General features: G+C 62.1%; 19 protein-coding genes and 1 pseudogene. 12 read left to right on the top strand and 8 right to left on the bottom strand.

All coding sequences use genetic code 11. The annotated features are described in order from the left end of the window. Positions 1-292 (top strand): annotated as a pseudogene (locus tag G552_RS0110360) (IS701 family transposase); the annotation flags it as partial. 58 nt (positions 293-350) lie between these two features. On the opposite strand, the gene G552_RS0110355 reads toward G552_RS0110360, so the two are convergent. From G552_RS0110355 to G552_RS0110345, 3 genes are read right to left on the bottom strand one after another with little or no spacing between them, the layout of a single operon-like run. Further along, positions 351-2,036 (bottom strand): cbb3-type cytochrome c oxidase subunit I, encoded by a 1,686-nt coding sequence (locus tag G552_RS0110355; RefSeq protein ID WP_027882970.1) that lies wholly within the window; start codon positions 2,034-2,036, stop codon positions 351-353. Positions 2,037-2,047: 11 nt separating this feature from the next. After that, a complete protein-coding gene (locus G552_RS0110350; protein ID WP_027882969.1) occupies positions 2,048-2,530 on the bottom strand; it encodes a cupredoxin domain-containing protein in 483 nt (160 codons plus the stop codon). Between the two features lie 3 nt (positions 2,531-2,533). Next, positions 2,534-2,647, bottom strand: coding sequence for a cytochrome c oxidase subunit 2A (locus G552_RS0110345; RefSeq protein ID WP_027882968.1), 114 nt, complete (start codon positions 2,645-2,647; stop codon positions 2,534-2,536). A 111-nt stretch (positions 2,648-2,758) separates the two neighbouring features. Between G552_RS0110345 and tkt the strand changes: the two genes are divergently transcribed. From tkt to G552_RS0110330, 3 genes are read left to right on the top strand one after another with little or no spacing between them, the layout of a single operon-like run. Further along, a complete protein-coding gene (gene tkt / locus G552_RS0110340; protein WP_027882967.1) occupies positions 2,759-4,705 on the top strand; it encodes a transketolase in 1,947 nt (648 codons plus the stop codon). Between the two features lie 9 nt (positions 4,706-4,714). Continuing rightward, entirely contained in the window at positions 4,715-4,900 is a 186-nt protein-coding gene (locus G552_RS0110335; RefSeq protein ID WP_027882966.1) for a hypothetical protein, read from the top strand. A 30-nt stretch (positions 4,901-4,930) separates the two neighbouring features. Continuing rightward, positions 4,931-5,842 carry a hypothetical protein gene (locus G552_RS0110330; RefSeq protein ID WP_027882965.1) on the top strand — a complete coding sequence of 304 codons (912 nt, stop codon included), beginning with the start codon at positions 4,931-4,933 and terminating at the stop codon, positions 5,840-5,842. Positions 5,843-5,881: 39 nt separating this feature from the next. Here the strand turns inward: G552_RS0110330 and G552_RS15235 are convergent, their stop codons facing one another. Then, a complete protein-coding gene (locus tag G552_RS15235) occupies positions 5,882-9,499 on the bottom strand; it encodes a helix-hairpin-helix domain-containing protein (protein WP_051195779.1) in 3,618 nt (1,205 codons plus the stop codon). 101 nt (positions 9,500-9,600) lie between these two features. Here G552_RS15235 and G552_RS0110320 point away from each other — a divergent pair, with 101 nt between their 5' ends. Further along, positions 9,601-10,038, top strand: coding sequence for a type II toxin-antitoxin system RatA family toxin (locus tag G552_RS0110320; protein ID WP_027882964.1), 438 nt, complete (start codon positions 9,601-9,603; stop codon positions 10,036-10,038). A 155-nt stretch (positions 10,039-10,193) separates the two neighbouring features. Then, positions 10,194-11,639: a cysteine--tRNA ligase gene (gene cysS / locus G552_RS0110315; protein WP_027882963.1), complete on the top strand. Its 1,446-nt coding sequence runs from the start codon at positions 10,194-10,196 to the stop codon at positions 11,637-11,639. Positions 11,640-11,715: 76 nt separating this feature from the next. Here cysS and G552_RS0110310 read toward each other — a convergent pair whose 3' ends face one another. The 3 genes from G552_RS0110310 to lspA all read right to left on the bottom strand — a co-directional run bounded on the left by G552_RS0110310 (position 11,716) and on the right by lspA (position 13,426). Then, positions 11,716-12,390, bottom strand: a complete 675-nt coding sequence (locus tag G552_RS0110310; RefSeq protein ID WP_027882962.1) for a zinc metallopeptidase — start codon at positions 12,388-12,390, stop codon at positions 11,716-11,718. 155 nt (positions 12,391-12,545) lie between these two features. Then, the gene (locus G552_RS0110305) at positions 12,546-12,818 is read right to left on the bottom strand and encodes a stage V sporulation protein S (RefSeq protein ID WP_027882961.1); all 273 of its coding nucleotides are present in this window, start codon (positions 12,816-12,818) and stop codon (positions 12,546-12,548) included. Positions 12,819-12,940: 122 nt separating this feature from the next. Then, a complete protein-coding gene (gene lspA / locus G552_RS0110300; RefSeq protein ID WP_027882960.1) occupies positions 12,941-13,426 on the bottom strand; it encodes a signal peptidase II in 486 nt (161 codons plus the stop codon). A 101-nt stretch (positions 13,427-13,527) separates the two neighbouring features. Between lspA and G552_RS0110295 the strand changes: the two genes are divergently transcribed. The 3 genes from G552_RS0110295 to G552_RS0110285 all read left to right on the top strand — a co-directional run bounded on the left by G552_RS0110295 (position 13,528) and on the right by G552_RS0110285 (position 15,566). After that, a complete protein-coding gene (locus tag G552_RS0110295; RefSeq protein WP_027882959.1) occupies positions 13,528-13,824 on the top strand; it encodes a large ribosomal subunit protein bL28 in 297 nt (98 codons plus the stop codon). An 82-nt stretch (positions 13,825-13,906) separates the two neighbouring features. Further along, positions 13,907-14,620 (top strand): M23 family metallopeptidase, encoded by a 714-nt coding sequence (locus G552_RS0110290; protein WP_027882958.1) that lies wholly within the window; start codon positions 13,907-13,909, stop codon positions 14,618-14,620. 139 nt (positions 14,621-14,759) lie between these two features. After that, on the top strand, positions 14,760-15,566 hold the full coding sequence (locus tag G552_RS0110285; RefSeq protein WP_027882957.1) for a class I SAM-dependent methyltransferase: 807 nt from the start codon (positions 14,760-14,762) through the stop codon (positions 15,564-15,566). Here G552_RS0110285 and G552_RS0110280 read toward each other — a convergent pair. Further along, positions 15,558-16,514: a carbohydrate kinase family protein gene (locus G552_RS0110280; RefSeq protein WP_027882956.1), complete on the bottom strand. Its 957-nt coding sequence runs from the start codon at positions 16,512-16,514 to the stop codon at positions 15,558-15,560. The genes G552_RS0110285 and G552_RS0110280 overlap by 9 nt on opposite strands. A gap of 91 nt (positions 16,515-16,605) precedes the next feature. On the opposite strand from G552_RS0110280, the gene G552_RS0110275 reads away from it, so the two are divergent. From G552_RS0110275 to G552_RS0110265, 3 genes are read left to right on the top strand one after another with little or no spacing between them, the layout of a single operon-like run. Next, positions 16,606-16,842, top strand: coding sequence for a hypothetical protein (locus G552_RS0110275; protein WP_027882955.1), 237 nt, complete (start codon positions 16,606-16,608; stop codon positions 16,840-16,842). A gap of 48 nt (positions 16,843-16,890) precedes the next feature. Further along, on the top strand, positions 16,891-17,883 hold the full coding sequence (locus G552_RS0110270) for a P1 family peptidase (RefSeq protein ID WP_027882954.1): 993 nt from the start codon (positions 16,891-16,893) through the stop codon (positions 17,881-17,883). 26 nt (positions 17,884-17,909) lie between these two features. After that, complete coding sequence (locus G552_RS0110265) at positions 17,910-19,100, top strand: M20 family metallopeptidase (RefSeq protein WP_027882953.1); 1,191 nt, start codon at positions 17,910-17,912, stop codon at positions 19,098-19,100. The last annotated feature ends 84 nt before the right edge of the window (positions 19,101-19,184 follow it).

The following is a 19,184-nucleotide window of genomic DNA, read 5'->3' as shown; positions in this document are numbered from 1 at the left end:
GAACCATCTGGGGATGAGCGAAGAGAAGCGGGCGGAGTTAGAGCGGCAAGGATGGGGGATCGAAGTGTACCATCGGGGGCTCAAGCAGTGCTGTGGGGTGGAGCGGGCCCAGGTGAGGAAGGCGGTCTCCATCCTGCGGCACCTCCTCCTGGCTTTGCGGGCCTTCCTCCGGCTGGAGGTCTACCGGCTGCGCAGGGGGGTGAGCTGGTACGAGGCCAAGGCGTCCATTGTTCGCGAGGCAATACGAAGTTATCTCGCCCATCCCCTCCACATCCTTCAGCCAACTGCGTAAGTCCTATGCTGAAAAATATGGCCCCCGCGTTGCCGCAGGGGCCAGCCCAGGGGGGAAACTACCAGAGCCTTACGCCAGGTACCGGGTTCATATGGGTGAACATCTGGAAGAGCACCGGGCCATAGGCCAACACCACCAACAACAGCGCGATGCCAAACCAGAACCAAACCCGCTCGGTTAGCTGGGCTAGGCTGCTGCCTTCTGCTTTGGAGAGCACCTCGGTAAAGGGTACCTCGGCCATCACTTGGCTGGGTTCGCGCCGGCTTTGTAGGGCCGTGGCATAGAGCACGTAGAAGAACAGGATAGCTGCGATGAGCAGAATAACTCCAGCCACGATATTCAGAACCATCCAGGCCGCGCTTTCCCGATAGGCCTCCATGGCGATGGGGCTTCCCGCGATATGGCTGCGGCGAGGTACGGCGTAGAGGAAACCCATCCAGTGCAAGGCAAAGGTCATGATGAACATGCCGATAAACCACAGCCACTGGGAGGCCAGGGCCATACCCCGAGCCACCAGCGGCTTTCCGGTGAGGTGGGGCACCAGCCAGAAGGCCGTGCCCATGGCGGCCATGGTGACCAGGGTACCCACCTGTAGGTGGAAGTGCCCAGGAATCCAGACCGTGTTGTGGATATTTTGGTTCAGGTTAAAGCTGGCGTTCACAATGCCCCCTGCCCCACCGGGGATGAAGGCCAGGAAACCCAGTAGAAAGGCCAGTACGGTGGGGTTGTTCCAGGGCAGGGCAGCAATCCAGCCCAAGAGGCCCTTGCCGCCGTTGTTGCGCCCGGCGTTTTCCAGTGAGGCAGCAATGGTGAAGGCCGTGATCAGGCTAGGCACAGCCACCATCATGGTTAGGATGGTGTGAATGAACTTCCAGTAAGGGGCGATACCGGGGTCGGCGAACTGGTGGTGGAAGCCTACCGGCACCGAGAACAAAAGAAAGAGTAGGAAAACCAGGCGAGCCAGCGGGTCGGAGATTAGCTTGCCGCCGGCCAGGCGGGGTAGGGTGGTGTAGGCCAGGGCATAGGCCGGCAACAGCCAGAAGTAGACGATGGGGTGGCCGGTGTACCAGAACAGGGTTCGCATCAGCAGGGGATCCACCCCGTCCAGCAGGCCCAGCGACCAGGGGATCAGGAAGAGGGCTACCTCAACCACCAACCCCAGGCTGGCCAGTAGCCACATCAGCCAGTAGGTGACCGACATGTAGGTGACCAGCGGGGTGATCTGGCCGGGGTGGGCCTTGCGCCAGCGCGCCCACATCTCGAGAGCCAGATAGATACTAACGTAGCTGGAGAGCACAAAAAGGGCCGCCCCCAGGTAGAAAGCCCAGTGGGCCTTGAGCGGGGGATAGAAGGTGTAAAGCACGCTGGCGGCGTTGGCTAGGAGGGGCAGAGCGGCGATGAGCAGCCCGATGAGGGCCATCCAGAACGAGACCCAGGCCAGGGTCATGTTGGGCCGCAGGCCCAGCTCGCGCGCTGGTAGATAGACCATGATGGCCTGGCCGAAGAGCTGGGTAAAGATAATTGCGTTTAGCACGCCATGCAAGGTCAGGCCCTGGTAGTAGTTTTGAAAAACCGGTTTGAGAAAGGGATATAGGTCGAGCCCGCCGTAGTTAAAGGACTGCAGAGGCCCAAACAGGGTGCCTACCATCAGGGCAATGAAGCCCAGCATCAGCATGTACAGGGTGTATTTCTTCTCCGGAGCCCCTGCGTATGCGTCCATTTGGGAAAGGGTTCTGACTGCCATGCCGCACTCCTTTAGGGTTCCACGATGATTTTGCTAACCATGTTGGCGTGGCCGATGCCGCAGTACTCGTTGCAGATGATGCGGTATTCCCCAGGGGTTCTGAACACGTGGCTTACCTGTACGACCTCGCCCGGGATGACCTGGGGGTTGATGTTGGTGCGTTCGATCTGGAAACCGTGCTGCGCGTCCGGCGAGGTAATGTTGAAGGTGACCTTTCGCCCCGCCTTAACCCGGATTTCCGTGGGAAGGTAGCCGAAGGCAAAAGCCTGCACATAAACCACGTACTCGTTGCCTACCTGTTCCACTCGAGGATTGGCAAAATCCCCCGCGCTGCGAACCTGGGTGGCATCTACCCGGCCTGCGCTAATGGGGATGGTGCCCCGGTTGGCAATCATCAAGTAGCCGATAAGAACGATAAAAACCGCGATCATACCCAGACCGAAGACGATCCAGGCGCGCTCGTAGCGCTCGATGACGTGTACGTTCTCGTCCATACGTTATCCCCTTGCCAGGTGGGTAAAAAAGTGGAAAAGCCAGAAGGTGAGGATGAAGACCGTGACAATCCCCACCACCAGAAGTGCACCTATGGGCCGTTGCTCTTTTTCTTCCATAGCTTCCCCCTGAGGAGGAGTCTAAGAAGGACATGAGAGGACATGTGTCCTAGGGAAAAAAGTCCCCCCTAGTTTTTGGTGAGGGCGTCGGGGGCGGTATGATGACGAGGTATGACCCAGACCCCCTCCATTGTCAAAACGGCCATAGATGCCATTCGGATGCTGGCTTTGGATGCAGTTGAGCAGGCCAGGTCTGGTCATCCGGGGATGCCCATGGGGATGGCCCCAGCGGCCTATCTGCTCTGGACGGAGTTTCTCAAACACAACCCCCAAGACCCTACCTGGCCAGCGCGGGACCGCTTTGTGCTCTCGGCAGGGCATGGCTCCATGCTGCTCTATGCCTTGTTGCATCTCTCAGGCTACGACCTTTCCATGGAGGAGATCCGTCGTTTCCGCCAGTGGGGCTCTAAGACCCCGGGCCACCCCGAGTACGGCCATACCGTGGGGGTCGAGACCACTACAGGCCCTCTGGGCCAGGGCCTGGCCACCGCGGTGGGTATGGCGATGGCCGAGCGCATGTTGGCAGCGGAATTTGGCGAACTGGTCGAGCATTACACCTATGTGGTGGCCTCCGACGGCGACCTAATGGAGGGGGTGAGCGGCGAGGCTTCCTCGCTGGCGGGCCACCTCCGTCTGGGCAAGCTAATCGTGCTTTACGACGATAATCAGGTCTCCATTGACGGCAGTACCGAGCTGGCCTTCACCGAGGATGTGGCCCTGCGCTACGAGGCCTATGGCTGGCATGTGGTGCGGGGGGTGTCGGGAGAGGACCTCGAGGCCCTCCGGGCCGCGCTGCGGGCCGCCCAGGCCGACCCCCGGCCCAGCCTGATTGCGGTGCGCTCGGTGATTGGCTACGGCTCGCCCTTAGCGGGCCACCACAAGGCCCACTCCGACCCCATGGGTTCGGAGAAGGTGGCGGCCACCCGCCAAGCCTTGGGCTGGCCCTACCCGCCTTTTGTGATTCCTGAGGAGGTGTACGCCCACTACCGGCAGGCTGCGACTCGAGGGGTGCAGGCCTATGCAGCGTGGCAGGCTAAGCTCGAGGCCCACCCCAAAGCGGCCGAGTTCCGGCGCCGCTTGGAGGGTCGGCTGCCCCAGGGCTGGGCAGATCACCTGCCCCGCTTTGCCCCAGGGGAGCGGCTGGCTACCCGGGCGGCCTCGGGCAAGGTGTTGGAGAAGCTGGTGCCGCAGATTCCCGAGCTGGTGGGGGGCTCGGCTGACCTAACCCCATCCAACAACACCCGCACCCCCGATATGAGCGATTTCAGCTCCACCAACCCTGCAGGCCGTTACGTCCGCTATGGGGTGCGGGAACACGCGATGGGGGCGGCTATGAACGGTCTGGCCCTGAGCAAGGCCCTGCGCCCTTATGGGGGCACCTTCCTGGTTTTTTCCGACTATATGCGTCCGGCCATCCGCCTAGCCGCGCTAATGGGGGTACCGACCATCTTCGTCTTCACCCATGACTCCATCGCGGTAGGGGAGGATGGCCCCACCCACCAGCCCATCGAGCACCTGATGAGCTTACGGGCCATCCCCAACCTGTGGGTGATCCGACCGGCGGACGCCAATGAGACTGCGGTGGCCTGGAAGATGGCCCTGGCGCGCAGGGATGGGCCTACTGCTCTGATCCTCACCCGCCAGGTGCTGCCGGTGTTGGCCGAGGTGCAGCCGGAGGGGGTCGAGCGTGGGGGGTATGTCCTTTCCGAGGCCGCGCAAGCCCAAGCGGCCATCGTGGCCACTGGCTCAGAGGTCGCGCTGGCCCTCGAGGCCCAGCAGCTCTTGCGAGAGGAGGGCCTTGCCGTGCGGGTGGTCTCGCTACCCTGCTGGGAAGCTTTCCAAGCCCAGCCCGCGGCCTACCGCCAGGAGGTCTTGCCCCCGGGGCTACCCACCCTGGCCCTCGAGGCCGGCGCCACCCTGGGCTGGGAGCGCTACGCCCAACGTGTGCTGGGCCTGGATCGCTTTGGGGCCAGCGCCCCTTTGGCCGAGGTGTATAGCCGGCTGGGCTTTACCAAGGAGCGGGTGGTGGCCGAGGTCAAGGCCCTGCTGGGGGTATAGGAGCGAGTCATGCAGGTTGTTTTGGCCAACTTACCCGCCATGCTGTTCACCCTGGCCCTGGGTTCGGCCCTGTTGGGCTTGCTGATCTGGGTGCTGGCGGCCCAGGGGGCGGCCCAGAAGCGCTGGGCGCGGTCTTTTTGGGGTTTGGCGGCGGGCTTAGCCCTATTGGGCCTGTTCCGTTTGTTGGGCCCTTAGGTGTTGGGGCCGGGGTGTAGACTGGGGGCCATGCCCAAGCGCGTGGTCAGTGTTTCGATCGGTTCATCCAAGCGCAACTCCAAAGCGGAGGTGTACTTAGAAAGCCTGGGGGAGACCGTTATCCTCGAGCGTATCGGCACCGATGGGAGCTGGGAAAAAGCCATCGAGTTGGTGCGCGAGCTAGACGGGAGGGTAGACGCTTTTGGCTTGGGGGGGGCTGACCTGTACGTGTATGCCGGGGGCCGCCGCTACGCTTTTCGCGATGCCAAGCGCCTGGCCCAGGCGGCCCAGAAGACCCCTATTCTGGATGGTTCGGGGTTGAAGCACACCCTCGAGCGCCAGGCGGTTCGCTGGCTAGAGCCCATCCTCGGCTGGAGGGGTAAGCGGGTCTTAGTGCCTAGCGCGGTGGATCGCTTTGGCCTGGCCGAGGCTTTGGATCAGGCCGGGGCTCGGGTGCTCTACGGCGATCTAATCTTTGGCCTGGGTCTGCCCATACCCCTCTACCGCCTCTCGCTTTTGCAAAAGCTGGCCTATCTCTTGCTGCCCGTCATCACCCAGCTTCCCTTCCAGTGGCTCTACCCCACCGGGGAAAAGCAAGAGCAACAGATCAAAGACTGGCGGCAGCGCTACTTTGCCTGGGCCGAGGTGGTGGCGGGGGACTGGCACTTCATCCGGCGCTTCATGCCAGAGGCGATGCCGGGCAAGATCGTCCTCACCAACACCACCACCCCAGAGGATGTGGCCTTCTTGCGGGCTCGAGGGGTGCGCACCCTCATTACCACCACCCCCCGCCTACAGGGGCGCAGCTTTGGTACCAACGTGATGGAAGCCTTTATTGTGGCCGTAGCGGGTAAGTACCCCTTGGGCGAGGCGGAGTACCTGGAGTACATCGAGAAGCTTGAGCTCAAACCGCAGATTACCGACCTGCAAGCCCCGGCCTGATGCCGCCCTAAAAGCCAGGCTTCCCAGGCCAACTAAGTATCAGCCCTTCCTCGAAGGGGATTTTCCTTCGGCAAGCTTGGCTGCGGCCTGCTGGGGCCAGGTCTCCAGGCGGGGGGCCGGGCGCAGACCAGCGGCGGCCAGGGCAGCCCGCAGGGTGGAGGGGTCAGCCTGGGCCAGCCGGGCAAAGGTGGTGATGCCAGCCGCCTGCAGGGCCGCGGCGATTTTGGGGCCAATGCCCTTGATCTGCGTGAGGTCGTCTTTGCGTTTACGGGCTGGTTTTGGGCTTTTACGGCTGGCCGGGCGTCGGCGCGGCTTTCGCGTCGCTTGCTTTAGGTAGGTTTCTAGCACGTAGCCTGTCGCTTCGGCCACCTGCTCCAGCCGGGCGATCAGGGCCGACCAAGCCCGGCTCTGCCGCCTCGAGGCTAAAGCCAGCGAGACCGTCCGCAGCCCCCGCAGCCAGCACTGATGGGCCTCGCGGTTAAAGTAGACCACCTCCGCGAAGCGGTGAACCTGCAGGAAGCGCTGGGTCTCGGGGTCTTGCAGTCGCTGGGGCAGCTCTTGGAGCAGCCGGGAAGGTTCTGGGGGTTCTCGCTGAGCCAGCAGCAGCCGGGCCAGGCCTAGCGCCTGCTGGGCCTGGGCGGGTTCCAGCCCGGCCTCGACCAGGGCCTGCTCCAGAGTCCTGCCCAGCCGCCAGCCTTCGAGTCCAGCCTGCCCCAGGTCGTAGCTGAGGGCCCAGGCCACCAGCCCAGCCCGGGTGGTGCGGTCGTCGTGCTGGCTGGCCGCCAGTACCCTTTCTAAGCGGGCCAACACCTGCTCTGCTGGCGGCAGCGAAAGCGGGGTGGGGGCCTGCTCTTCGATGGCACGGTACAGTGACCAAAGCCCCTCGTGCAAGTCTTCTCTTGGCCCACCTTTTGGCCTGGGGTGGGCCAGCAGGGAAGCCACCAGAGCGCGAAGAGGCGGGTGGAGTGGCTCGAGCCAGAGGGCCTGCCGGGCTTCCTCCAGACTGGGCACGCCCCGGCCTCCCAGCCGCTGGGCCAGCCGGGCGTAGCTGCCGTCGGGGTCGTAGACCTCCCGCCAGTCCAGGAATACGCAGCGCTGGTAGGGGCCCAGCTCGAGGTATAGCCCCTCCTCGTGTAGGCTGCGGTTGGGGTACAGGTACTCCAGGCCGGTGACCAGGTCGCGGAAGATGCTATAGGTATTGGCCTCCGTGCTTAGCCCTAGGCCCTGGCCCAGCCCTACCTGGCGGGTCTCGCGCCCAGCGGAGGTTTTGTATAGCTGCATCACCGAGCGCCGCACCCGGACCCGGGTATGGGCATTTTGGTTGTGATAGGCCACCAAAGCCCGCTCGAGGCCCGCACGGTTGGAGTAGACAAAGACATTTTCGTCCACCCCACCCTCGGTCTGGGCCTCGTAGAGCACGAAGTTTTCCACTTCAGCGAAGAGGTGGCGCTTTTTGAGTAGGGGGAAGATCTGCTGCTGGTGGTAGGCCACAAACCCCTCGTCCGGTTTTTCCTCGTAGTAGGCCCGACGGTACTCCATACCGTAGCGCTCGGTAAGGCCTTCTACCTGGCCGTGCCCCAGCATGGGCAGGCCCGGTAGGGTGGCGCACAGGGTCATTACGCCAAAATACTTATCCCCCTTGCCAAACTGCTCTACGGCGGTTTTCTCGTCGGGGTTGCTGAGGAAGTTAACGAAGCGCTTCAAGATTTCCGGTTCGAACTCGAGGGTATTTTTCATGATCTGCCGGTACTCGGCGTTTTTTTCGTCCCGCAGCATGTTCATAAAGGCCGAGTTGTAGACCCGGTGCATGCCCAGGCTGCGCACGAAATAGCCCTCCATCATCCAGAAAGCCTCCGCCAAAAGCAGGGTCTGGGGCGCCTCCTGGGCGGCCCGATCCACCACCTCCCGCCAGAACTCCACCGGCATGGCGGCATCGAAGGCCTCCTTGGTCATGGCCTGCTCGGCCCGGCTAGGGATGGCCGGCCCCCAGGGCGAGCCTCCCGGCTCGGGGTACCACAGCCGCTGGAAATGCCGTTTGGTCAGGGTCATAGCCGCATCGAAGCGGAGGATGGGGAACTGCTGCGCTACCCGCAGGATGGTTTGGATGACCGCCTCGCGTACCTCGGGCTTGAGGTAGTCGAGCTGGGCGGTATCGTTCCAGGGCATGGCGGTGCCGTCGTTGCCGTGGTAAATATAGCGCACCTGGCCGCTTTGCCGATCCACCCACTTAAAGACCACCGCGGCGTCGGAGCGGTCGTAGTAGTGGTCCTCGAGGTAAATCCCCACCCGGGCATCCGAGGATAAATCGGGGCCGTTGAAGGTGTAGCTGGGGTAAGGGGGGTAGGGTCGTTGGATGAACCAGTCGGGGTGCTCGATGACCCAGCGTCCGTCAATGCCCACGTGGTTGGGTACCATATCGGCGCCCAGGCGGATGCCGTAGCGGGAGGCCTTGGCCCTGAGGGCTTCCAGCGCAGCCTCCCCACCCAGCTCCCGGGCGATGGTGTAGTCGTACAAAGCGTAGGCCGAGGCCGCGGCCTCGGGGTTGCCGGTGAGCTGCTTAATCCGCTGGGAAGCCGGGCTGCGCTCCCATACCCCGATCAGCCAGAGCCCAGTGATGCCCCAATCCTGTAGGATGGCCAGTTCTTCCTCGGGGATTTGCTCGAGGGTGCGAATGGCCCGGCCATACTTTTTGGAAAGCTGATCCAGCCAGACGTAGGTGTTTTTGGCGATCAGCACGCAGCGGGGCATCCAGTCTAGGTCGGGACTGAAAGCCTCGGGCTCGGCTTCCTGGGCCTGGAGGAGCCGGGGCCGCTCCAACAACCCGCTCTGGCCAGCGCCTTGGGGTGGGTCTAGGGAGACCGGCACGGCAAAGGAGCGTTTCTCCTCGCGGATGACGTCCAAAGCCACCAAAAGCCGGTAGTAGAGGGTTCCCAGGTGGCCATAGCGTTGCAGCAAAAACTCGAGCTGGGCCTCCAGGGAGTGAGGGTGAAGCAATGCCGGCAGGCGCAAGGTTCTAAAGAGGCTTAGCCCGCTTTGGCCTAAAGGGGGCTGCCCCTCAAAAAAAGCCTCCAGGGCCTCTATAGCCGGAAGGTACAGGCTGTTTTGCTCCAAGGGGGTATCGTCGAAAAGCTCCAGGAAGGGCGCGAAGGCCGGGTTGGCATTCGCCATCCATAAAAGCAGCATCTCCTCGAGCAAAATCTCCCGGTTGGGCCGCCCCTCGCTGTGGCCTTCGAGGTAGTCCGCCAAAGAGATCTCCCCTCGGTAGACCCGCAAAGGGGGAAACTCCCTGGCGAAGGCTTGCAGCGTGGCCTCGAGCCCTTCACTTCCTAAGCGGGTAGCCAGAGCAGAGAGGGCCTGCTGCATAATGCCGGGGTGCTCCTCGGCGTACTGCCGCACCAATAGGTGCAACATCTCGTCGATTAGCCCCATGGCGTTGATCTGGCTGGCCTGTACGGCCTGCTCTGGGTGGCGCAGTAGGTCGCGCTTAGCGTTTATGGCCTCGGCAAAGCGGCGGGCCGCCTGGAAGTCGGCCAGAATTACGTTGCCGCTCAGGGAAAACAGCGAGAGGTCGAAGCGGTAAAAGTCGCGGGCCCTGGCGGAAACGTGGAACTCGAAAGCGCCTATGGGTTTTTTGGAAATAGGCCTACCGGCAGGCATGCAGACCCTCCCTTCCCCGCCAAGTCTATAGCACCCCAGCACTCCCGTGGTCAGGGCAGGGCCTCTTCAACCAAGGAGGGCACTTCGAGTAGACTGGCCCCATGCCGGAAGTGGTCTCTGAGCTGTACATTCCCAAGCCTCCTGCCGAGGTCTACCGTGCGGCGCGCGACCTGGCTGGGCTTAAGCCCTACCTCAAAGATGTGGAGACCCTCGAGGTGCTCGAGGATCACGGCCACACCTCCCGTACCCGCTTTGTGGCGGTGGCCATGGGCAAAAAGGTGCACTGGATCGAGGAGGAACGCTGGTTCGACCAGGAGCTGCGTAACGAGTTCGACAGCCGGGAGGGCGATTTCGATGTTTACCGGGGCTCCTGGACCTTCCTGCCGGAGGGCGAGGGCACCCGCGCGGTGCTAAGGCTCGAGTACGAGCTCAACATTCCCATCTTCGGTGGGCTGCTGCAGAAGCTGGTCAAGAAGCTGATGCAGGAGAACATCGATGACTTATTGCGCGGTCTTAAGGAGCGCTGCATGGCGGCGTAGCCTGCTATACTGGCGGTATGCTTCTGGCTCGCCGATGTTGAGTAGGCCTTTGTGCCGGGGTAGGGGTGTGCCTAGACCACCCTCCCGGCTTTTTTCATAGCTGCTGGCGAGCCTGTCTTTGGGAAGCCCCAGATGGGGGAGATTGGAACAGTCCTATGCCGCTATACATCTACAACACCCTAACTCGAGCCAAAGAGGCGTTTGAGCCAGCCATACCAGGGCATGTAGGCATCTATGTCTGCGGGCCCACGGTCTACGCCGACCCCCATCTGGGCCATGCCCGTGGTCCCATCGTCTACGACGTGCTGCGCCGTTGGCTGCACTACCAGGGCTACCGGGTGCGCTTTGTTTCCAATATCACCGACGTGGGCCACCTAACCGACGATGCCGACCAAGGTGAGGATAAGATTCAACGCCGGGCTAAGCTCGAGCGCCTGGAGCCCATGGAGGTAGCGGAAAAGTACATGTGGCGCTACTTCGATGAGATGCAAGCCCTCAACGTCTTGCGGCCCGATATCAGCCCTCGGGCTGCCGGGCACATTCCCGAGCAGATCGAGCTAACCGAGACCCTGATTCGCCGGGGCCATGCTTACGTGGCCAACGGTTCGGTCTACTTTCGCGTGCGAAGCTGGCCTGGTTTTGGCAAGCTTTCCAACCGCGACATCGAAGAACAGGAGGCCGGGGCCCGGGTGGAAGTACGCGAAGAGAAAGAAGACCCGCGCGACTTCGCCCTGTGGAAGCGGGCCGATCCCGAACACCTCATGCGCTGGAACTCCCCTTGGGGGGTGGGCTTTCCCGGCTGGCACATCGAGTGCACCGCGATGAGCCTAAAGTACCTGGGGGATGGCTTTGATATCCACGCGGGGGGGGTAGACCTGCAGTTCCCCCACCACGAGGCCGAGATCGCCCAGGCTGAGGCGGCCGGCCATGCCTTTGCTCGCTACTGGATGCACCACTACCATGTGTTGCTCAACGGGCAGAAGATGGCCAAGAGCACCGGCAACCTGGTCTCGCTGGCCGAGCTGCGGGCCCGGCACGAGCCCATGTACGTGCGTTTCTACCTCCTGAACAGCCACTACCGCAGCGTGCTGGACTTCACCGACGAGGGGCTGGAGGCAGCCCGCAACGGCTACTTGCGCCTGCTGAATGCCTACCGGGAGGTGCGCCGATACCTGCCCCAGGCCCCCTCGGGTAGCCACCCCGGTCTGGAACAGGCGCTGCAAACCCTGTACCGCGATTTTTCCGCCGCTCTGGACGACGACCTCAATACCCCTCAGGCGATTGCGGCCCTATTCAACTTCGTTACCGAGCTGAATAAGGCCCTGGCCGAGCGGCCCGGGCGGGACAGCCTGGCCAAGGCCGAGAAAGCTTTTGCGGAGTTGGGGGAAGGGGTGCTGGGTCTATTCCCGCCCCGGGTGTTGGAAAGCCAGCTTGGGGGGGCCTTGCTCGAGGGTTTGGTAGGGCTGCTGTTAGAGCTGCGTGAGGAGGCCCGTGCGGCACGGAACTTTGCTCTTTCCGATCGCATCCGCGACCGCCTGGCCGAACTGGGCGTGGTGGTGGAGGATACCCGCCAGGGGCCCAAGTGGCGGGTAGAGGTGTAGCGCCGCCCCACCGTGAGGAAGCCGTGGATAAGACACACCCGGCGGACGGGTATTCCGCCGGGTGAAAGCGGTAAGTCTACTCGCGGTTGGACATCATGATGGCTACGTAATGCAGGATGGTAGCCACCGAGTTGGCCAAAGCGGCCACATAGGTCATGGCAGCCGCGGTCAGGACGGCTTTAGCCCCCGACATCTCGTTTTCGCTGAGGAAATTCATCTTTTTGAGGATGTTCAGGGCCCGGTTGGAGGCGTCAAACTCAACCGGTAGGGTAACTAGTTGGAACAGAGCCGCGGCAGCGAATAACCAAATGCCGATGCTCATCAGGCCAGTAGCCCCCATAAACATTCCGGCAATGAAAATCCAAGGGCCGAACATGCTGCCGATGTTGGCTACCGGCAGGATGCTATGCCGAACCCGCAGCCAGCCATAGTTTTTGGCATCCTGGATGGCGTGCCCCACCTCGTGGGCAGCCACCGCCAGCGCGGCTGCCGAGGGGGAGTGAAAGTTAGGCTCGGAGAGGCGCACCGCTTTGGCGATGGGGTCGTAGTGGTCGGTAAGGGCACCGGGTACCATCTCTACCCGCACGTTGTGCAGGCCATAGGCGTCGAGAATGGCACGAGCGACCTGCTGTCCGGTCACGCCCCGGCTGTTGGCCACCCGGCTGTAGTGAGCATAGGTGCGCTGCAGCCAGAACTGGATGAACAGCGTCGCCACAAAAACCGCGATCATCAGCAAAAAAGTCAAGGTCATTCTTCCCTCCTACGTGTATCAAGGTAGCAAACCTAAGATGAGTGCGCTGAGTCTTGGGTTACCGAGGTACCTGCGAGGATTTCTTGGGTGAAGTGTAACGAGGGGCGTGCCATTTTTGTCGCGCCGGTTTAGAAGCAGGTTTTGGCAAGGGCTTGCTAAGGTTGCAAGGGTTGGCTGCGCACGGTGAAGCGCAGGGCGGTGCGCTCCTCGTTTTCCAGCTCGAGCTTTACAAAGGCTGGTTTCACCACCAAGTCAAGGTTGTCAGGGGCAATATACCCCCGGGCAATGGCAATGGCCTTAACGGCCTGATTGACGGCCTCCGGGCCAATGGCCTGCACCTCGACCTCGCTTTGGGAACGTAGTAAAGCGGCAATGGCTCCGGCGACGGAGTTGGGACGCGACTTACCAGATACGCGCAGCGTTTCCACAAAACCTCCCAGGCTAGACGTTCCCACATGCATTGTAGAAGCAAGCGCAAAGCAATGTCAAGAAATGGCTTTCTTGGCGGATTTTGTGTTTCTTTTGAGGGAAAGATGCACTGAGGCTGGCCTCAGTACCGCCTTTTCCGCTGGGGCAGCAGCAAAAGGGCCACCCCCACCACCACGCAGGCATCCGCCAGGTTCCAAATGGGAAAGTTATCTAGGAAGGCCAGCCCGGTGCGGTTGATGTCGATGTAATCGACCACCCAGCCCCGGCCCAGCCGGTCAATCGCGTTGCCCAGAGCTCCGGCGGCAACTAGGGAAAGGGCCACCTGGCCCAATAGATTCGCCCGGCGCTGCAAGCTCAGGTACAACAGCAGCCCAAAGCCTACCAGCAAGCTAACCCAGACCAAGACCCTGGCCCCCCCTTGAAAGAGGCCAAAAGCGGCCCCGGTGTTTTTGATAAAAGTGGCGTCTACCACCCAAAACAGATGGGTTAGGAAGACGGCGCCCACCTCGGGCTCGAGGGCGCGGGGGCCCACCGCGGCCAGCACCGCGAGCTTAATGGCCTGGTCGGCAACTATCAGGGCAGGAACCAGCCAAGTGGCGACATTCATCCGGGGAAGTCTAGCACGGGGGGTTTGGGGTGTGCTATACTTCACGCTGTTGCCCTGAAGCAAGGGGTTGTTCCCTTGTGTTGGCAGTTAGGAGACCGGAGATGTCGAAGATTTGTGAGATTAGCGGCAAGCGCCCCACGGTAGCCTACAGCATCATTACCCGTGGTAAGGCCAAGCGCGAGGGTGGGGTAGGTAAGAAAGTTACCGGCTACACCAAGCGTTGGCAGGAGCCCAATATCCGCAAGGTGACGGTTCAGGTATCTGGTCAGGCCATCACCTTTCGGGTGGCCACCAGCCACATGCACAAGGTGTACGAGCTGGTGGAACGGGCCAAAGGGATGAAGCTCGAGGGCCTTACAGCCAAGCAGATCAAAGCCCGCCTGCTAAGCCTGCTGTAAGGCAAGGCCCCCTTGATGAGGCCGAGGTTCTCGGCCTTTTTGCTTTGGCCAGGGGGCCGATTTTTTGTCTTAGAATGACGCCATGCCGATTAAACCTGGCTGGATTGCACTGGCGTTGTTGGTGCTCACTGCCCTTTGGCAAGGTGCCCAGCTCTCTGGTGCTCGCCGGCAGGTGGTTGGGTTGCAAGCGGAGATAGCTCAGCTCAAGCGCGATTTGCAAAAAGGCCCAGGGGGTTTTTCCTTGCCTTTGCCTGGGGCCTGCCTGCCTAAAAGCGACACCAACCTTCCTGGGGCTGCCCGCGAGTATCGCAAGGGAACCAACCCCGGCTTTGTTTTTGTGGACGGGGACGCCTGTGTGCCGGTGCAGTACGGCATGGGGGTGGTGGCTGCAGCAGGGGGAGAGGTGATCAAGGCCGAGACCGAATACCAGGAGATGACCCCTGCGGCCTTTGAGGCCTTACTGCGAGCAGTGGCCAATGGGGCCAGCCCCCAGCAGATGGATCGCCTGCGCGGGCGCGAGGTGTGGATTCGCCACCCCGATGGTTTTACCACGGTGTATGCCCATCTTTCCGAGATCGCCCCCGGCCTGAAGCCCGGCAGCAGGGTTTGGAAGGGGCAATGGATTGGACGGGTGGGCAACAGCGGCACTGCGTCGGGGGCGCGTGGAAGCCGAGGGGGGGCGCGCTTGCTGTTTGAGCTCTGGGATGGCGAGCCCGATAAAGACCGATACTTTGGCCAGGGCCTTACCCCAGAGATGGTGCGGGCTAAAGGGAAGCTCGAGTTCGGCCTACCCTAAACCCGGCTTTATCCCTTTTTCACGGTAAAGCTTCACCCTCGGGATAAAGACACGCTCTTACCGGGGTATCACACATGGGCCGGTGGGCTCGGTGTATGATTTGCATTTCCACCTTCGATTGCTATCATGAAAGCCGAGCATGACCTCTCATTTTAGTCGGGTGGCCTTTACCTACGACCGAACCCGGTACCACCCTCCTGAGGTTTCGGGGCGTATCGCTACGGCCCTCACTGCTCCGGTAGAGAAGCAGTTTCGCGACCCCGTATTCCTAGAGATTGGAGCAGGCACGGGCCGGATCGCGGTGCCGATTATTGCCCGCGGGTATCGGTATATTGCTCTAGACAACAACCCCGCCATGCTCGAGGTGCTGCGGCAGAAGGTGGCTGGCGTGGCCCGCAAGGCCCGGCTGGTCGAGGCCGATGCCTGTGAGCTGCCCTTTGAGCGGGGTAGTCTTCATGCGGTTATCGCGGTACATTTCTGGCACCTTGTGGACAACTGGCATCAGGCCCTGCGGGAGAGCCTGCGGGTGTTGCGGCCTGGGGGGTTTTTGTTTGAGGGCTGGGAGCAGTCCGACGAGGAAAGCGAGGACTGGCGCATCCAGCAAAAGTGGAAGGAGATACTTTCCAGGCAGGGGTATACCCTGGTGCGAGGCCGGCATCAGGCCCGGCTGGCCGAGGTGGAAAAGGCCTTAATCCGCTACAGACTCGAGCCCAAAACCCGAATGGTGGCCGACTGGATTGAGCTACGCAGCCCCCGCGTTAGCCTCGAGATGCTCACCGAGCGCATCTATTCCTTCACCTGGGAGGTGCCGGAGGAGGTGTTCCGCCCTTCGATTGCCGAGCTGGCCCAGTGGATTGCCCAGACCTACCCCGACCCCGACATGGAGTACCCCATCCACTGGAAGTTCATGCTGCGCAGCTCGAGGCTGCCCCAGCCCCTAGGGTAGGCCTTGATAACCGAAGCGGGCCAGGCGTCTTTTTAGCTCGTCGTCCATGGGGGGGCGGGCGCCAAAGCGGCCGATGACCCAACCGGCCACCTGTACAGCCAAAAGCCCGGCGGCCAGGGGGTCTCGTGAGCGCAGGTAGTGCCCCAGGAAAGCCCCGCCAAAGGAGTCGCCCGCCCCGGTAGCATCTACCGGCAGATCGGTAGTGGCGGCCAGCTCGATGCGCCGGCCCCGGTCGAGAATCAAAGCGCCCTCAGCGGCCAGCTTGAGCAGGATCATGGCTTTGGGGTAGAGCTCATGCAGAACCTCGAGGACCTCGAGGGGCTTTTTAGCCCCGGTGAGGGCTTGCCCTTCATCCAGGTTGGGGAAAACGAAGTCCAGCGGAAGATGGCGGGTGAGACGGCGAAACTCCTCCCGCCCGATCTCCCGGATCATCTGGAAAGAGGCTGGGTCGAAGGAGACGGTAATGCCTGCCTCGTGGGCTACCTGGGCGGCTTTGAGGGCGGCCTGACGAGGAGGGTCGGTGAACAAGGACCAGGCGGTCAGGTGTAGATGCTGCCCCTGCCGGAGGACCTCGAGGGGTACCTCCTCAGGGCGCAGCTCGAAATCGGCCCCCTGGGAGGTGAGCATCGAGCGCTGCCCGGCAGCATCGATCAGAACCAGGATGACCCCCGTGGGAATGCTCGCTTTCCAGAGAATATGGGGGGTCACCCCTTCAGCGGCTAGCTCCTGCACAGCAAACTCACCGAAGCGATCCTGCCCTACCGCCCCGATGAATCCGGCGGGGTAGCCTACTCGAGCGGCCCACACCGCTACGTTGGCTGCGCTGCCCCCGCCCATCAACAGAACCCGCCCGGTGGTATCGCCCCCAGGCAACAGCAGGGTATCGGGTTTGGCCAGTACATCCCAGGTGAGGTCGCCAAGGGCAATGAGGGGTTTGCGTTGGGCCATCGGGCTGATTCTACTGTGTGATCCCGCCCTACCCGCAGGCTAAAGCCAAAAGAAAAGCGAATCCCACAGGGATTGTGCTATTCTAAATTCCATGAACGAGCGTTCGCTGCAGGACATCCTCGAGTGGGTGGTGCTGGGCCTTCTGATTGCCGTTGCGCTGCTGGTGGTGCTGTGGGTGGGGGGCTGGCTCTTCACCTTCTTGGGAGCGGTGCTCAAGGGGCTGGCCGGCTTTATCTGGATGCTGCTGCGGGTGCTGGTTCCAGTCTTAATTGTGGTTGCGGTGGTTTACTTCGTGCTGCGCTGGGTGCAAAAGCCCCGGACGGCCTAGTGGGCCTGGCCTCCCGCCCATAGGGGTGGGTTTTTGTTGGGTGTGTTTATGCCGCCCGGCCTCCACAACGCCATTACCGATGTTCCCGGTATTCGGGTAGGCCACTACACCGACTTAAAAAACCTCACCGGGGTGACCGTGGTCGTGCCCGAACAGGGGGCAGTGGCTGGGGTGGATGTGCGCGGCAGTGCGCCGGGTACCCGCGAGACCGATTTGCTGAACCCGGTCAATTTGGTGGAAAAGGTGCACGCCGTGGTGCTGGCCGGGGGTAGCGCCTACGGCCTCGAGGCCGCTACCGGGGTTATGCGCTGGCTCGAGGAGCACGGCAGAGGTTACCCGGTGGGCAACGAGACCACCCAGGCCCTGGTACCCATCGTGCCGGCTGCGGTGATCTTCGATTTGTTGGTGGGGAGCGCGGAGGTGCGTCCCAAAGCCGAGGACGGCTACCGGGCAGCCCAGAACCTAAGGGGTGGCCCAGTGGAGCAGGGGGTGGTGGGAGTGGGTACCGGGGCCCGCAGCGGTGGCCTAAAAGGGGGGGTGGGTAGCGCCAGCCTGGTGTTGCCGGGTGGGCTGGTGGTGGGGGCTATTGTGGCGGCCAACGCCCACGGGCGGGCCCACGACCCGGTAACGGGGGAGATCTATGCCCGGTTCCTGGAGCAAAACGGCGAGTTCAGACTCAAGCATCCTCCCCGATTCCCAGTAGCGCCCGACTACACCGATATCTTTAGCGCTTCTTTTGTTCGCAATACGGTGATCGGCTGTGTGGCGACCAATGCCCGGCTGACCAAGGCCCAGGCCCAAAAAGTGGCCCAGATGGCCCACGATGGTATTGCCCGGGCGATCTATCCTGCGCACACCATGTTCGATGGCGACACGATTTTTTGCTTGGCTACGGGTGAGGTGGAGATTGAGGGCCCTGCCGAGCTCAGCCGCATAGGTGCGGTAGCCGCCGATGTATTCGCTCGAGCCCTGGTGCATGGCGTGCTACATGCTTACTCGGTGGGAGGGCTGGTGTCCTACCGCGATTTGTACGAACAATAAGCGCCAAGGCTCTCTCGGGAAGAAACATGGACAAAAACCACCTTGCCCTCCAAGCGGCCCAAGCCGTAGACACCGATGAGCTGATTCGCCTGACCCAGGAACTGGTGCGCATCCCCAGCTATTTCCCTGGGCCGGGGGAAGCACCGGTGGTGGATTTTCTCGAGCCCTATTTGCGTGCCCGCGGTTTTGCCACCACCGTGCAAGAGGTAGCACCGGGCCGCCCCAACCTGATTGCCGATTTGGGACAGGGCCCTGGCGGGCTGATTCTGGAGGGCCATACCGATGTGGTGACGCACGGCAATCCAGACCAGTGGACGGTGCCCCCCTACGAAGCCCGGATTGTGGAGGGCAAAATCTACGGGCGCGGGGCCTGCGACATGAAGGGCGGGCTGGCTGCAGCCATCGTGGCGGCGCAGGCAGTACGGCAGGTACTGGGTGAGCCCCACAAAACCTTGCGGTTGTGCATTCCCTGCGACGAAGAGGGCCTGATGATTGGTATAAAGGCCTTTGTCCGAGCCGGCTATGCCGAAGGCTTCGCTGGGGCCATCATCTGTGAGCCGGAAGAGAACCAGGTGTGCTTGTGGCAAAAGGGAGCTATGCGGGTCTGGGTGCGTTTTCAGGGGAAAATGGCCCATGGGGCCATGCCCTACGCCGGGGCCAACCCGATTCCTTCTGCTGCCAGGTTTACAGCTGAACTCGGTAAGCTGCAAGCCCTATTGCAGGCTGAAAGTGTTCACCCCCATTTAGGCAAACCCTGGATAACCCCCACTGTTTTCCAGGCTGGGGCGGGGGAAGGGCAGTTCAATGTGATTCCCGATCAGGTAAAGGTCGGGGTTGATATTCGCACCAATCCCGGCCAGGACCATCGGGCCATAGAGGCCCGACTGCGGCAGGTTCTGGAGGAAAGCCTCGAGGTGGGCGTGCACGCAACCTTGGAGGTTTTTGAGGATCGACCGGCCACCCAGACCTCGAGGGAAACCCTCTTGGTACAGGCGGTCGAGCAGGGCCTGGCGCTTCTGAGTATGCCCCTTCGCTATGGTGGCGTGCCAGGGGCCACCGACGGCACTTTTTTGTGGGCCTGGGCCGGCCTGCCCATTGTGACCATCGGCCCGGGAGGAAGAACCATCCCACACCAGGCTGATGAGTACATCGAGATCGAAGCGCTCGTCGCTGCGGCCCGGCTCTATGCGGCCAGCAGTGTGTTCATGCTCTATTGAGACCCATGAACCTGGACGGACACATGTGAGACTCTAAGCTGGGATAAAAAGAGGGGAACCAACCAAGAAAGGAGGTTCCCCAGG

Origin of the sequence: Meiothermus rufus DSM 22234 (assembly GCF_000423425.1) — a bacterium.
GTDB lineage: Bacteria > Deinococcota > Deinococci > Deinococcales > Thermaceae > Meiothermus > Meiothermus rufus.
The sequence above is the reverse complement of the archived record's forward strand: the minus strand, read 5'-3'. Positions and strand labels throughout refer to the sequence as shown.

Excerpts from the sequence above, each read along its gene's own strand:
- G552_RS0110320 (WP_027882964.1), top strand. The coding sequence starts at position 9,601 with ATGCCGGAAGTGGTCTCTGAGCTGTACATTCCCAAGCCTCCTGCCGAG.
- lspA (WP_027882960.1), bottom strand. The coding sequence starts at position 13,426 with ATGAATGTCGCCACTTGGCTGGTTCCTGCCCTGATAGTTGCCGACCAG.
- G552_RS0110270 (WP_027882954.1), top strand. The coding sequence starts at position 16,891 with ATGCCGCCCGGCCTCCACAACGCCATTACCGATGTTCCCGGTATTCGG.
- G552_RS0110275 (WP_027882955.1), top strand. The coding sequence starts at position 16,606 with ATGAACGAGCGTTCGCTGCAGGACATCCTCGAGTGGGTGGTGCTGGGC.
- cysS (WP_027882963.1), top strand. The coding sequence starts at position 10,194 with ATGCCGCTATACATCTACAACACCCTAACTCGAGCCAAAGAGGCGTTT.
- G552_RS0110330 (WP_027882965.1), top strand. The coding sequence starts at position 4,931 with ATGCCCAAGCGCGTGGTCAGTGTTTCGATCGGTTCATCCAAGCGCAAC.
- tkt (WP_027882967.1), top strand. The coding sequence starts at position 2,759 with ATGACCCAGACCCCCTCCATTGTCAAAACGGCCATAGATGCCATTCGG.
- G552_RS0110355 (WP_027882970.1), bottom strand. The coding sequence starts at position 2,036 with ATGGCAGTCAGAACCCTTTCCCAAATGGACGCATACGCAGGGGCTCCG.
- G552_RS0110285 (WP_027882957.1), top strand. The coding sequence starts at position 14,760 with ATGACCTCTCATTTTAGTCGGGTGGCCTTTACCTACGACCGAACCCGG.
- G552_RS0110335 (WP_027882966.1), top strand. The coding sequence starts at position 4,715 with ATGCAGGTTGTTTTGGCCAACTTACCCGCCATGCTGTTCACCCTGGCC.
- G552_RS0110265 (WP_027882953.1), top strand. The coding sequence starts at position 17,910 with ATGGACAAAAACCACCTTGCCCTCCAAGCGGCCCAAGCCGTAGACACC.
- G552_RS0110290 (WP_027882958.1), top strand. The coding sequence starts at position 13,907 with ATGCCGATTAAACCTGGCTGGATTGCACTGGCGTTGTTGGTGCTCACT.
- G552_RS0110280 (WP_027882956.1), bottom strand. The coding sequence starts at position 16,514 with ATGGCCCAACGCAAACCCCTCATTGCCCTTGGCGACCTCACCTGGGAT.
- G552_RS0110310 (WP_027882962.1), bottom strand. The coding sequence starts at position 12,390 with ATGACCTTGACTTTTTTGCTGATGATCGCGGTTTTTGTGGCGACGCTG.
- G552_RS0110345 (WP_027882968.1), bottom strand. The coding sequence starts at position 2,647 with ATGGAAGAAAAAGAGCAACGGCCCATAGGTGCACTTCTGGTGGTGGGG.
- G552_RS0110295 (WP_027882959.1), top strand. The coding sequence starts at position 13,528 with ATGTCGAAGATTTGTGAGATTAGCGGCAAGCGCCCCACGGTAGCCTAC.
- G552_RS15235 (WP_051195779.1), bottom strand. The coding sequence starts at position 9,499 with ATGCCTGCCGGTAGGCCTATTTCCAAAAAACCCATAGGCGCTTTCGAG.
- G552_RS0110350 (WP_027882969.1), bottom strand. The coding sequence starts at position 2,530 with ATGGACGAGAACGTACACGTCATCGAGCGCTACGAGCGCGCCTGGATC.